This window comes from Rothia mucilaginosa, from assembly GCF_964211445.1.
Classification (GTDB): Bacteria; Actinomycetota; Actinomycetes; order Actinomycetales; family Micrococcaceae; genus Rothia; species Rothia mucilaginosa_E.
Window position 1 is genome coordinate 1 of the sequence record NZ_CAXOQT010000042.1, and the last position, 12,988, is coordinate 12,988.

The following is a 12,988-nucleotide window of genomic DNA, read 5'->3' on the forward strand; positions in this document are numbered from 1 at the left end:
ATTCTTCCCTCTGCTCCGGTTGCCGATTCTGGTTGCGAGGGTAAGGGAAACACCAACATCACCGACTGAACCGCCGCACACAACGCGTTTCACCGGCACGAGCCGCACGGCGGCGCCTACAATGGTTGAACCATTGTGGCGCCCGGCATGGCTTTCACCCGTGAAACCGGCGGCGCAACAGTACACACCGAACAACATCAACGGATCCTCACATGTCTGAAACCCCGAAGGCGGCAGCACCCACCAGCGCACTCGACCGCTACTTCAAGATTTCCGAACGCGGCTCCTCCATCGCCGCAGAATTCCGCGGCGGCCTCGCCGCATTCTTCGCCATGAGCTACATCGTGGTGCTGAACCCCCTCGTCATCGGTACCGGTGCCGACGCCTCCGAGCGTACCCTCGGCATCGCACCCGTCGCTGCTGTGACCGCGCTGGTCGCCGGCGTGATGACCATCCTCATGGGTGTTATCGCCAAGCAGCCCTTCGCCATGGCGGCTGGCCTGGGCGTGAACGCGCTGCTCGCCTCCACCATTGCCACCACCCCGAACCTGACCTGGGCAGACATCATGGGCCTGGTCGTTCTTGCCGGTCTGATCATGACCGTTCTGGTGCTCACCGGCTTCCGCACCGCGGTGTTTGAGGCGGTCCCTGAGTCGCTCAAGACCGCGATTGTAGTCGGTATCGGCTTCTTCATTTCCTTTATCGGTCTGGTCGACTCCGGCATTATCCGCCGCATGCCTGACGCAGCTGGCACCACCGTTCCGGTGAGCCTCGGCGCGGGCGGTCACCTGCTCGGTTGGCCCACCCTCGTCTTCCTCTTCGGCCTGTTCTTCACCATCGCCCTGTTCATCCGTAACGTGAAGGGCGCGATCCTGTGGGGCGTGCTCGCCTCCACCGCGCTGTCCCTGATTCTGGAGGCGGTTGTCCCCTCCGGTTCCGTGAAGGAGTCGGCAACCGGCTGGTCCCTGAACGTGCCTTCCCTGGCGGACATGAAGTTCACCACCCCGAACTTCTCCCTCATCGGTTCCGCTGACCTGTTCGGCGCGTTCACCCACATCGGTCCGCTGGCTGCTTCGCTGCTGGTGTTCACCATTCTGCTGTCCGTGTTCTTTGACGCGATGGGCGTTTCGGTGGGTCTTGCCGCCGAGGCTGGCACCATGAAGGACGGCAAGGTTGAGGACATTGACAAGGTCCTGCTCGTGGACGCTTTCGGTTCCGTTGTTGGTGGTGGCGCGTCCGGTTCGGCGAACCAGATTTTCGTGGAGTCCGCCACCGGTATTGGTGCGGGTGCACGCACCGGCTTTGCGAACATTGTGACCGGTGTGCTGTTCCTGCTGGCGATTTTCATTTCGCCGTTGGTCACCATCGTTCCTTTCGAGGCGGTTGCTCCGGCGCTGGTCGTGGTCGGCTTCCTGATGATTCGCCAGGCCGTGAATATTGACTGGACCGACTGGGGTCTGGGTATTCCGGCGTTCTTGACCATTATTTTCATGCCGCTGTCGTACTCGATTGCGAACGGTATTGGTGCCGGCTTCGTGGCGTACACTTTCATTCGCCTGGTGCAGGGCCGCGGTAAGGACGTGCACTGGCTGATGTACCTGGTGTCCGCGGTGTTCGTGATCTACTTCGGTATGGGCATCATTAACGGCTGGACTAGCTAAGTCCGACAGTCTACATATTTGCTGAAGGCAGGTTCCTGATGCGGCTGAGAATGTAAGTTTTCAAGCTGCCGAAGGGCCTGCCTTTGGCGTATCTGGTTCGCTCTTGCATGTTCCTTATCGCTCCCCGGTGCGAGAAAATCATGGCAGAATCATTCCGTTTTCGGTATGATTCTGCCATGATGTCCGTTCAAGAGTATGCTCAAGAAGCTAAGGTTTCAGAGCGAAGCGTGCGCGCCCGCTTAGAACGTGGAATGCTCCAAGGTCGTAAATTGGGAAGCCGCTGGGTTGTCGACGCTCTTCCCGCTGCGCACCGCAGTAATGCTGGCCGTCCTATTTCCTTTGATGCATTCAACGCTTTGGCGCGTTACTGCGATGGTCAGTCATCTGTCCTATCGGCTGAGGAACGCCGCAGGGCAAAAGAACGCGCCTCAGCAATTCAGGTGCAAGGACCTGCGTCTGTTGAGCGATACCGAGCTCGCCGCGGTCTGAAAGTGCATCATCTGCAGGCTCCTCCCGCTGAAATTCCTGCAATTTTGGAAGACCCTGCATTGTCGCTTACCGGCATTAGTAGCGATATTTCTCAGGTGTACGGCTCAATGGTTGATGCATATGTTTCAAGCCAGGATTTAGAGAACATCATTTTTCTGTACAACCTGCTTCCGGCGTCTGTAGATTCGGCGAACATTATCTTGCGTGAATGCGATGAGCCGCCCCATATTCTGCCCTTGCATGTGGCGGTAGATCTTCTAGATTTGGGGGATCCGCGAAGCTCCGCTGAGGCAGAGCGCATTCTTCAAGATTCTGTTTTCAAGAAAGCGTCTTAGTCATGACCGCATCCCCTATTTTGATTCCTGCTATTGGGGCAGAGCGTGCCTCTTGGCTTGGTCTGGCTGATATCTCAGACTGATTTTGAAAATCTTCTAAAAGACAGAAGCTAACTAAAACAAAGAATGGCAGAATCGTTCCGGTTTCGGAATGATTCTGCCATTTCTTCTATGCCCGCACGCTGCACGAGACAGGGGCAGGGAAAGTGACGAGATTTAGCGGACGTCTCCATCCACATAGAACCAGGCGCCGCCCACCTTCTCAAAGCGTGACAGCTCATGCATGCTGCCCTTCACCCGCTTCTCCGCAGGAACACCCGGCACCGAACGGTAATACGCAACGAACTCCACCGTACCGGACGCATCAAACGGGCCACCCGAAGCACCCAGAATATCCAGGCGATACCAGCGGATATCATCCTCCAAGTCCAGCGTCGCCGGGCGAGTACTCGGATGCCAGCTCGCCAGCAGGTACGCCGCGTCCCCAGTCGCAAACGCGGTAAAACGCGAGCGCATCAGCTGCTCCGGCGCGGGAGCAGTCAGCGTGCCGGAGGCGGCAAACTCGCCCAGGAACCTGCCGCAGCAGGCGCCGTACACCTCGCCGCTCGAGCAGGGGCAGCGATCATCGTGGTTAAGTTCAACCTGGTTCAGTTCAGTCATGCCACCCAGTATAAAGAACGTGCCGCGTCAAGAAGGCATCACATCAAGAAAGCACAGCGCAAAGAAACGCCCGCTCCGCCGGGGATGCAAATCCTCCAGCAGAACGGGCGTTCTTGTTTTCAATCGTTTAGTTTGAACGAACCTACACGGTACGCATCAGCGGCAACGCTTATTCAGCGATCGCGCGAGCCGGGGTGTCAGCAGCCGAAGGCTTGCCCACGTATGCGCCGCGGTACTTAGCAGCCGGGTGGCTGTTAGCAACCTTGGTGTGGCCCTTACCGAAGATGTTCTCACGCAGGGTGTTGCCCTCGTACTCGGTGCGGTAGCGGCCGCGCTTCTGCAGCTCGGGAACAACGTACTCGATGAAGTCCTCGAAGGAGCCCGGGGAGACGTGGTATGCCAGGTTGATGCCGTCCAGGCCACCCTCGTCGATCCAGCGCTCAAGCTCGTCAGCAACCTGAACCGGGTCACCAACAATGACATCGCCCATGCCGCCGAGGGTGGTGTGCTCAGCGATGGCCTTGCGGGTCCACTTCTTGTCCTTCGCCTGCAGGGTGAAGGGGGTCAGGAAGGACTGAATCGACTCGGTCTGCACGTAGTTCAGGACCTCGTCCTCGTCGAACTGGGACAGGTCAACACCGGACCAGCCGCCGATGATAGCCTGTGCAGAGTCGAGGTTGATGTACTTCTTGTACTCCTCGTACTTTGCCTTTGCCTTCTCTTCGGTCTCATCCACGATGACCGAGAGCATTGCAAGGATCTTCACGTCGTCGCGGCTACGGCCCTGCTCCTCGGCAGCGGCGCGAATACGGTCGGTCACAACGCGGGTCAGGTCGGGACGCAGAGCGCTGATGAACACAGCCTCAGCGTGCTTACCGGAGAACTGCTGGCCACGGCTGGATGCGCCAGCCTGGAAAATCACGGGGGTGCGCTGCGGGCTCGGCTCGGTCAGGGAGATGCCGGGTACGGAGAAGTACTTGCCCTTGTGGCCAATCGGGTGGACCTTGGAGGGGTCAGCGTAGATGCCGCGCTCGCGGTCCTTGATGACTGCGCCGTCTTCCCAGGAGCCTTCCCACAGCTTGTAGCAGACGTCCAGGAACTCGTCAGCGATTTCGTAGCGCTCGTCGTGCGGGATCTGGGTGGGCAGGCCCTGGTTCTCAGCAGCCGAAGGCAGGTAAGAGGTCACAACGTTGAAGCCGACGCGGCCCTCAGTGAGGTGGTCGAGGGAGGCGTAGCGGCGAGCCAGGGTGTAGGGCTGCTCGAAAGTAGCGGCAGCAGTCACGCCGAAGCCGAGGTGCTCGGTCACTGCAGCCATTGCAGAAATCTGGGTTGCGGGGTCATTCACGGGAACCTGAGCGGCACCCTCAATGGCGGGAGCGGCAGAGTTCTTGTACACGTCGTAGATGCCGACCACGTCAGCGATGAACACGGCGTCAAACAGACCGCGCTCAAGGGTCTTAGCCAGGTCAGTCCAGTACTTGATGGTGTTGTACTCGGTTGCGCGGGAGCGCGGGTGACGCCAGAGGTCGAAACTCTGGTGACCAATGCAGGTCATTTCGAATGCGTTAACTACGATGCGCTTCTTCTGCTCAGCCATCGATTTTCCTTTCGCGAATGATCGGGGACGATCGGGTTAGTGCCCTGCACCCCGCGCGCCGCCTCCTTCTTGCCTTCTGCGTTCGGTGGTGGCCTTCGTGCAGGTGGCGCGTTCGCGCCGTACTTGCCTCGTAACGTTGAGGCCAGATCATCATCTGGGGCACCCCGCTACGGGAGAGGGTTGCCGCCCGGCTAGCCAGAGCTTAGCGCCGGGACTCATGATCTCGTGGTTTGAGTGTACGGGGCGCGCGGGAGGGAGGTCACGTTTGTGACGAAAAAATCTTTTTGTGACGTGGAACCGAAATATTTCGTGATAAATGCGAAATATACGGTCATAGAAATTCATACGCGCCCGCAGGGTTGATTGAGGCACGCCACAGCCCATAGGGTGGGAGAAGCAAACCATCCAGAGCGACTGAGAGACCTGGCTCCACGACGTCGCAGCAACCGGCACGGATTCTTCCGCCCCCGGTGCTAACGCCAGGAACGATGGAAGTGACATGACACTCAACAGTGCAGTAACTGACGTACCCACCAGTGAAAAGAACGGCCGCCGTGCCGTATCCACCGCCGCCGTCCCCCTGAGTTTTGAAGACGTCGGACAATCTTTCCCCGTGCCCGGCGGAACCCACGAAGTTCTTCGCGGAGTCTCCTTCACCGCAGCCCCCGGCGAGATTATCTCCGTCATCGGCTCCTCCGGATGCGGCAAATCCACTCTCCTGCGTGCAGCAGCAGGCCTGAACCGCATCACCGCAGGTACCGTGCGTATCGGCGAGAAGGCAGTGACCGGCCTCGACCCCCGCGTAGCTATCGGCTTTCAGGAACCGCGCCTGCTCCCCTGGCGCACCGTCGCCGACAACGTGGCGCTCGGACTGCCGCAGGGCACCAAAAAATCTGAAGGCGCAGCATCCGTAGCGCGCCTGCTCGACCTGGTCGGCCTGGGCGAATACGCAACCCACCGTCCCAAGGAAATTTCAGGCGGTATGGCTCAGCGCGTGTCCCTGGCGCGAGCGCTCGCACGCAACCCCGGCGTGCTGCTGCTCGACGAGCCCTTCGGTGCTCTGGACGCGCTGACCCGCATCAACATGCAGGATTTGCTGTTGGACGTGCACCGTCAAGACCCGACCACGATTCTGCTGGTCACCCACGATGTGGAAGAGGCGCTGTACCTCTCTGACCGGGTGATCGTCCTCGGTAAGGACACCCCGGAGGCGCCCGCCACCATCCAGCGCATCGTGACCGTTGACCGCTCTCACCCCCGCGACCGCGCGGATGCAGAAATCACCGCGTTGCGCAGCGAGTTGCTCGCTGAGCTCGGCGTGGAAGACAACGCCTAGGTCGCAACAACGCCAGAACCGCAGGCAACGCTAGATCTGCAGGCAACACCAGCGCCGCCGCATTTCTTACACATCACATCATCATCTTCAGAAGCGAAAAGATTTCATCATGACTTACTCCCCGTCTCGCCGTACCGCCCTCAAGTCCCTTGCCGCAGCCGCCGCTTTTGCTACTCTGCTCAGCGCCTGCGCCGGTGAAGGTTCCGGTTCCGCTAACGCCTCCGGTGCTGCCGGTGGTGGCAATCAGAACACCGTGACCATTGACTACGCGACCTACAACCCGCTGTCCCTGATTATCCGCAAGAAGGGTTGGCTTGAGACCGCCCTCGCCGCCGAGGGTAAGAAGGTTGAGTGGGTCAAGTCGGCCGGCTCGAACAAAGCGAATGAGGCGCTGCGTAGCGGCAATATTGATGTTGGCTCGACCGCCGGTTCGGCGGCGCTGCTGGCACGCGCTAATGGCTCCCCCATCAAGGTCATTAGCCTCTACTCGCAGCCGGAATGGTCGGCGCTCGTCACCCGCAAGGACTCGGGCATCACCAAGGTTGCGGATTTGAAGGGTAAGACCGTTGCCGTGACCAAGGGTACCGACCCGTACTTCCTGCTGCTGCAGGCACTCAAGCAGGAGGGTATTTCTGCTTCGGACCTGACCATTCAGAACCTGCAGCACGCCGACGGCCGCACCGCCCTGGATAACGGTCAGGTCAACGCGTGGAGCGGCCTGGACCCGATCATGGCTGCCGCCGAGGTGGAAAGCGGCGACGTGCTCTTCTACCGCAACCTGAACTTCAACACCTACGGCTTCCTGAACGCGACCGAGAAGTTCATTCAGTCCAACCCGACCGCCGCACAGACCATCGTGGACGTGTACGAGTACGCTCGCGCCTGGGCTAAGAAGAACCCCGAAGAGGCTGTGAAGATTGTCGAGGAGGAGTCCGGCATTAAGCACGAGACCGCTCAGGTCGTCATGGAGCGCACCCACCTGGATATCGACCCGGTTCCGGGCGCTAAGCAGGTTGAGGTTCTCAAGGGTGTCGGCCCGATTCTGGTGGAGTCCGGTGACGTTCCCTCCCAGTCCGACGTGGACAAGGCACTGAACAGCATTGTGGACGACCAGTTCGCAAAGAAGGCTGACAGCGCAGCCGTCGAGAAGATCGCAAAGGTGGTTGAGAAGTAATGACCGCCGCAACGATTACCGCCGCCTCCAGCGCTCGCGCTGAGCGTGCCGAGAAGCGTGCCTCTTCCGTGAAGCTGCCGTCGAACCCGTTCGCCGGTAAGCAGTACCTGGGCCTGATTCTTCCCCTGGTGCTGATTGCCCTCTGGTACATTCTGAGCACGAACGGCGTGTTCACCCAGGTTCAGCTGCCCTCCCCCGACCGTGTGGTCAGCGCCGGTGTTGAGCTGGCGCAGCGCGGCGAGTTGGGCCGCCACGTGGCGATTTCTACTCAGCGTGTGCTGATTGGTTTCGGTATTGGTGCCGTGCTCGGCCTGGTGCTGGGTGCGCTGATTGGCTTGTCTGCGCCGGTGCGTCTGATTGCCGCACCGACCATTGGTGCGCTGCGTGCCGTGCCGTCCCTGGCGTGGGTTCCGCTGCTTCTGCTGTGGATCGGTATCGGTGAGAATTCCAAGGTGACCCTGGTTGCTATTGGTGCATTCTTCCCGGTGTACACCACGGTTTCTGCGGCTCTGGCGCACGTTGACCCCAAGCTTGTGGAGGCGGCACGCGCCTTCGGTCTGAAGGGTCTGCGCCTGTTCACCACGGTTCAGCTTCCCGCGGTTCTGCCGTCGGTCGTTTCGGGTCTGCGTCTGGCGCTGGCTCAGGCGTGGCTGTTCCTGGTCGCCGCTGAGCTGCTGGGTGCATCCATGGGCCTGGGTTACCTGCTGACCGACTCGCAGAACAACGGTCGCACCGACCGCCTGCTGCTGGCTATTGTGGCGCTGGCGGTGCTCGGTAAGATTACCGACGCCCTGGTGGGTGTTTTCGAGCGCTGGGTGAAGGCGAAGTACCCCAGCAACTAACGCCACCAGCAATTAGCACCACAGCTAAACGCAATGCTCAGCACGCGCTGAGTTTTAGGAGAGATGTCCGCCGCGTGGTTGCTCCTCTGAAGGTGAGCTAATCATCGCTACGCGCCGGAGAAAGAAGTCGGCGGGGAAACCTGTCGCCTACTGAATGATGATGATGAATCCCGCCCCGCGCCCCACAGCAGTGAGCGCGGGGCGGGGTCTTTAAATATGTCGTTATATTACGAACTGGTACTCACCGTTCCGAATATGACGGTCCCCTTTGCGTCCACCCCCTTGGGCGCGCTTTACTAAGAAGGCAAACCATCCAGAGCGACCGAGAGACCTGGCTCAACGACGTCGCAGCAACCCCCTCGCCAACGCACACACAGACCCCACGGTCACACAGACAGCGGCACGGCGAGCAAGGGTGCTAATGCCAGCAACCGATGGGAGAATAATGGGACTGCCCACCCCCTACTCGTTCACCGACCCGCTGAACCCCACCCCGAACCCCGCCCTCGAATCTGACGAGGCGCGCGTCGCGTTCTGGGAGAAGCAGGCGCAGCGACTCACCTGGGCTGAGCCCTGGCACACCGCGCACCGCTTCGAGAAGCCGAAGTCCCTCGGCTTCGATGAGGACGGCATCGAACAGTTCAGCATCCCCGAAATTAAGTGGTTCGAGGGCGGCAAGCTGAACGTCGCCTACAACTGCGTGGACCGCCACGTGGAGGCGGGCCGCGGCGACAAGGTAGCCCTCTACTTCGAGGGTGAGCCCGGCGACCGTGAGGCCATCACCTACGCAGAGCTGCAGCGCCGCATCGCGAAGGCAGCGAACGGCCTGCTGTCCCTGGGCGTGCGCAAGGGTGACCGCGTGGTCATCTACCTGCCCGTCATCCCCGAAACCATTATCTTCACCCTCGCCTGCGCGCGTATTGGCGCGATCCACTCCCTCGTCTTCGGTGGTTTCTCCGCTGAGGCGCTGAAGTTCCGTGTGGAAGACACCGGCGCGAAGGTTCTCATCACCACCGACGGCCAGAACCGCCGTGGCAAGGTCGTTCCCGTGAAGGTGAATGCCGACGAGGCATGCTCCGGTGAGAACAATATTGAGCACGTTATCGTGGTGGACCGCACCAGCGCCTCCGACCCTGTAGAGCACGCCGCTGTGCCGTGGACTGAGGGCCGCGACGTCTGGTACCACGACCTGGTGGACGACCAGCCTGACACCCACGCCTACGAACTGCACGACGCAGAAGACCCGCTGTTCATCATTTACACCTCCGGTACGACCGGTAAGCCCAAGGGCCTGGTGCACACCATGGCTGGATACCTGGTGCAGACCGCGTACACCCACGCGCTGCTCTACGATCTGCTGCCGGATTACGTGGACGAGAACGGCGTGCTGCGCCCCGACGAGCTGTCCGCGGTCAACGACCCGGAAAAGGTTGAGTCCACCGTTCACTGGTGCACCGCCGACCTGGCGTGGGTGACCGCACACACCTACGAAATCTACGGCCCGCTGGTTAACGGTGTCTCCGAGGTGATTTACGAGGGTACCCCGAACACCCCGCACTTCGGCCGCCACTTTGAGGTCATCGAACGCTACGGCGTGACCAACTACTACACCGCCCCGACCCTGATTCGTTCGCTCATGGGTGCGTTCCCGAATGGCCCGGAGCCCGGCAAGTACGACTTCTCGACCGTGCGTCTGCTCGGTTCGGTGGGCGAATCCATCAACCCGGAGGCGTGGCGTTGGTTGCGTCAGCACGTGGGCGGCGGCACCGCGGCATTCATTGACACCTGGTGGCAGTCGGAGACCGGTTCGACCGTGTGCTCGCCGCGCCCGCACGACCCGGCGTTCGCGCCCGAGGGCACCTACCCGGAGGGTACCCCGCACTGCACTCCCCTGCCCGGTTGCGCTACCCGCGCTGTTCCCGGCGTGTCCACCCGCGTGGTGGATGAGCACGGCAACCCGGTCGAACCGGGCAAGCAGGGCTTTATTGTGGTCGATAAGATTGGCCCGTCCATGGCTCGTACCGTGTGGCAGAACCCGCAGCGTTACCTGGATTCTTACTGGCGTCACTATGGCGAGCACGGCTGGTTCCTGGCCGGCGACGGCGCGAAGGAAGACGAAGAGGGTAACGTGTACATCCTCGGCCGTATTGACGATGTGATTAACATTTCGGGTCACCGCCTGTCCACCATTGAGATTGAGTCGGCGCTGGTGACTCACCCGGCTGTGGTTGAGGCTGGTGTCTGCCCCGTGGAGGATGAGCTGACCGGTCACCAGGCGGTTGCCTACGTGACGCTCACCGATGATGGTAAGGCCCTGACTGAGGATGAGTTGAAGGCAGCGCTGACCGCGCACGTGCGTGAGCACATTGGCCCGATTGCTAAGCCGAAGGATGTTGTGGCGGTTGCCGATATCCCGAAGACTCGTTCGGGTAAGATTACTCGCCGTCTGCTCGGTGAGCTGTACCAGGGCCGTTCTTTGGGCGATGTTTCTTCGCTGCAGAATGAGGAGGCGCTGGGCCACATCGCGCAGGTGCTGGTGGATACCGGCCGCGTGAGCGAGGCTGTCTAGGCTCCGCTGCTGGGCTGAACGCTGAGCTGAAAAGCTGCATAGAGTAAAGGTGCGGATACCGAATGATGATTCGGTATCCGCACCTTGCTATTTTATTGAGCTGACAAGGCTCTTTATCGGCGGTGTGCCGACCAGTCAGCCTACTTAATCAGGCCCAGCGAACGAGCGTGTTCAGCGGTAATGCCGCTCGGCTCAATGTGCTCGGGGCCCTTGTCCTTCTCCGGGTTTTCGGTCGCCTGGAAGCGGATCATCTTCATATCGTTTGCGGCACCCAGGTTCGTAATCATGCCGTCACCGTTGAGGTCCACGGACACCGGCTCGGTATCAATCTTGCCGTTGCCGTTGAAGTCAATCGGCTGGTTGGCGGGCTTGCCCTTGTACAGGAAGCCAGCCGCGCGAGGACCGAAGCCGCGCGCCTCGTACAGCTTCGCCTCGTTGAGCATGCGGTACTCGGCGGTGGAGTAGCCGAAGTAGCGGCTACCGTCAGCCATGGGCACGCCGGTGAGGGTGTACTGGTAGTTCATGACGCTGTAGTAGTTGGGCTTGTAGTTGATTTCGTCCCAGCCGCCGTGGCTCAGGGCGAGGTTGTGGCCGAGCTCGTGCACGAACACTGCCACGCGGATGTCGCTGGTTGCCTTGCCCCAGAAGTGCGGGCCGACGGTGACCATGAGGTTGCGGCCGCCGAAGTTAGCAATGCCGGAGGAGGTGCTGTTGTCGTAGTAATCGCCCCAGATGACGTAGTGGAAGGTGCCTTCGCGGGCGGGGTTGAACTTACCTTCGGTCGCCTTGATGCGGTGGAGTGCCTTGAACTCGCTGTCGAGTGCCTGGTAGCTGATTTCGTTGCCGCCGCCGAGGTTGTACTTGGCACTGCGGGCGCTACCGGCGTCCAGGTGGATGTTCACACCGGTGGTGCCGTCGGGGTTGCGCATGGGCAGGTCGGCGTAAATCTTGGTGATGCGGTCCAGTTCGTCTTCGCTGGGCAGCAGGCCTGCCATGTAGTCCATCTCTACGAAGATGTCCTTGTGCTTGGGGTCTGCACCCATTGCGGGGAAGTCGACGTCGATCTTGCCGTCGCCGTCAGCGTCGTAGCCCTTCATCTCCCAGGTGTTGGGGATGCCGTCGCCGTCGATGTCGGGGCTGTAGGCGTTTGCCGCGGGGGCTGCGATAGTGCCCAGGCAGAGCACTGCGAGGGAGGCAAGCGTGACGCGTGCGCTCTTCATAAATGCCATGTTGTGTTCCTTAAGTGTGTGGTGACCGATGGTGTTTCTGTGGAGTTTTCCGGGAGGGCGTTCTCCACGGTTTCCATGATGCTCCCGTTTCACGCGCTAGGTGAGCTGGGTGCCGTAATGTTCATACATTGAGGTAATAGTTGAGATAATTTTGAAGATGAGCTGAATTACATTAGAGTATCAGTAATTCAAATCACATGCATCACCACATTCTTAATGACAAGAGAGATCCCATGACTTCTTCCTCGAACACCACTAACGGTCTGAACCGCCGCGCCCTCATCAAGGGTGCCGCGTGGAGCACCCCCGTCATCGCAACCGCAGCGGCGGTACCCGCCTACGCGGCGTCCACCGATGCGCAGGAAACCCCGACCCTGAAGTTCGGTGTCTTCACTCAGGCGTTCAACTCGAACCCCGCCAACGACTTTGATACCCGCTACGGCCTGGACTCCTACACCGTGCAGGTACCCAACATCACCGCAACCTCCACCACCCCGCAGAGCCTCGGCGGCGGCACCTTCACCCCCGGCGGTAGCGTCGGTGCAGGCCTGTACGGTGGCGCGGGTCTGTGGATTTCTGCGCCCATCAACTCCAAGCGCGAGTTCCAGGGTAGCTCCTGGCTGTACCCTCAGGCGCACCTGCAGGTGACCTTCGAGTTCACCTTCCCCACCGCCGAGGATGTCACCGACCCGCTGCTGTGGGATGTCGATAACGACGTTGAGATCCCGGCACTCGCTAAGAGCGAGGGCGGCGCAAAGACCAACAACCCCGCCGTGGCGGCGTTCAACGGCATCGCATACACTGCGAAGTTCTACGAGCCGACCATCGAGGACAACGTCTGGACCGGCGTACTGGACATCCGCACCTCCGACTACCTGGAAGCCACCGCGAAGGACGGCGTGAGCTACGCACAGGTGCTGGCTTCGCTGGTTCCGGTGTACTTCACCGAGGTGACCTCCAGCTACACCCTGACCACCACCGCTCAGATCACCAGCGGTAACGTCGCAATGCAGCTGACCGAAGGCGGCGAGTACACCTTCCAGGACCTGGCTGGTTTGCGCGCTTCGGCAACCATCAGCCGCTAACGCCACAGCAA

The 12,988-nt window shown here is 60.6% G+C and carries 10 protein-coding genes and 2 riboswitches; of the genes, 7 read left to right on the forward strand and 3 right to left on the reverse strand.

What is annotated here, in order from left to right; translation table 11 throughout:
- Window positions 1-212: 212 nt before the first annotated feature.
- Both AB8E48_RS08570 and AB8E48_RS08575 read left to right on the forward strand, forming a co-directional pair.
- The gene (locus tag AB8E48_RS08570; RefSeq protein WP_368886434.1) at window positions 213-1,661 is read left to right on the forward strand and encodes an NCS2 family permease; all 1,449 of its coding nucleotides are present in this window, start codon (window positions 213-215) and stop codon (window positions 1,659-1,661) included.
- Window positions 1,662-1,801: 140 nt separating this feature from the next.
- Window positions 1,802-2,485: a hypothetical protein gene (locus AB8E48_RS08575; protein WP_044143869.1), complete on the forward strand. Its 684-nt coding sequence runs from the start codon at window positions 1,802-1,804 to the stop codon at window positions 2,483-2,485.
- Window positions 2,486-2,701: 216 nt separating this feature from the next.
- Here AB8E48_RS08575 and AB8E48_RS08580 read toward each other — a convergent pair whose 3' ends face one another.
- Both AB8E48_RS08580 and AB8E48_RS08585 read right to left on the reverse strand, forming a co-directional pair.
- The gene (locus tag AB8E48_RS08580; RefSeq protein WP_368886435.1) at window positions 2,702-3,145 is read right to left on the reverse strand and encodes a YchJ family protein; all 444 of its coding nucleotides are present in this window, start codon (window positions 3,143-3,145) and stop codon (window positions 2,702-2,704) included.
- A 169-nt stretch (window positions 3,146-3,314) separates the two neighbouring features.
- Complete coding sequence (locus tag AB8E48_RS08585; RefSeq protein ID WP_070688076.1) at window positions 3,315-4,742, reverse strand: LLM class flavin-dependent oxidoreductase; 1,428 nt, start codon at window positions 4,740-4,742, stop codon at window positions 3,315-3,317.
- 114 nt (window positions 4,743-4,856) lie between these two features.
- A riboswitch (SAM riboswitch) is annotated at window positions 4,857-4,965 on the reverse strand.
- Window positions 4,966-5,140: 175 nt separating this feature from the next.
- Window positions 5,141-5,237, forward strand: a riboswitch (SAM riboswitch).
- Between the two features lie 4 nt (window positions 5,238-5,241).
- Here AB8E48_RS08585 and AB8E48_RS08590 point away from each other — a divergent pair.
- The 4 genes from AB8E48_RS08590 (at window position 5,242) to AB8E48_RS08605 (ending at window position 10,663) form a co-directional block, all read left to right on the forward strand.
- Entirely contained in the window at window positions 5,242-6,078 is an 837-nt protein-coding gene (locus AB8E48_RS08590; RefSeq protein ID WP_049327389.1) for an ABC transporter ATP-binding protein, read from the forward strand.
- 109 nt (window positions 6,079-6,187) lie between these two features.
- Window positions 6,188-7,252, forward strand: a complete 1,065-nt coding sequence (locus AB8E48_RS08595) for an aliphatic sulfonate ABC transporter substrate-binding protein (RefSeq protein ID WP_044150835.1) — start codon at window positions 6,188-6,190, stop codon at window positions 7,250-7,252.
- The gene (locus AB8E48_RS08600) at window positions 7,252-8,094 is read left to right on the forward strand and encodes an ABC transporter permease (RefSeq protein ID WP_368886436.1); all 843 of its coding nucleotides are present in this window, start codon (window positions 7,252-7,254) and stop codon (window positions 8,092-8,094) included. Before AB8E48_RS08595 ends, AB8E48_RS08600 begins: the two co-directional genes overlap by 1 nt.
- Before the next feature lie 445 nt (window positions 8,095-8,539).
- A complete protein-coding gene (locus AB8E48_RS08605; protein WP_368886437.1) occupies window positions 8,540-10,663 on the forward strand; it encodes an AMP-binding protein in 2,124 nt (707 codons plus the stop codon).
- A 140-nt stretch (window positions 10,664-10,803) separates the two neighbouring features.
- On the opposite strand, the gene AB8E48_RS08610 is transcribed toward AB8E48_RS08605, so the two are convergent.
- Window positions 10,804-11,892 (reverse strand): C4-dicarboxylate ABC transporter substrate-binding protein, encoded by a 1,089-nt coding sequence (locus AB8E48_RS08610; protein ID WP_368886438.1) that lies wholly within the window; start codon window positions 11,890-11,892, stop codon window positions 10,804-10,806.
- A gap of 233 nt (window positions 11,893-12,125) precedes the next feature.
- Between AB8E48_RS08610 and AB8E48_RS08615 the strand changes: the two genes are divergently transcribed.
- A complete protein-coding gene (locus AB8E48_RS08615) occupies window positions 12,126-12,977 on the forward strand; it encodes a transcriptional initiation protein Tat (protein WP_368886439.1) in 852 nt (283 codons plus the stop codon).
- Window positions 12,978-12,988 lie beyond the last annotated feature (11 nt).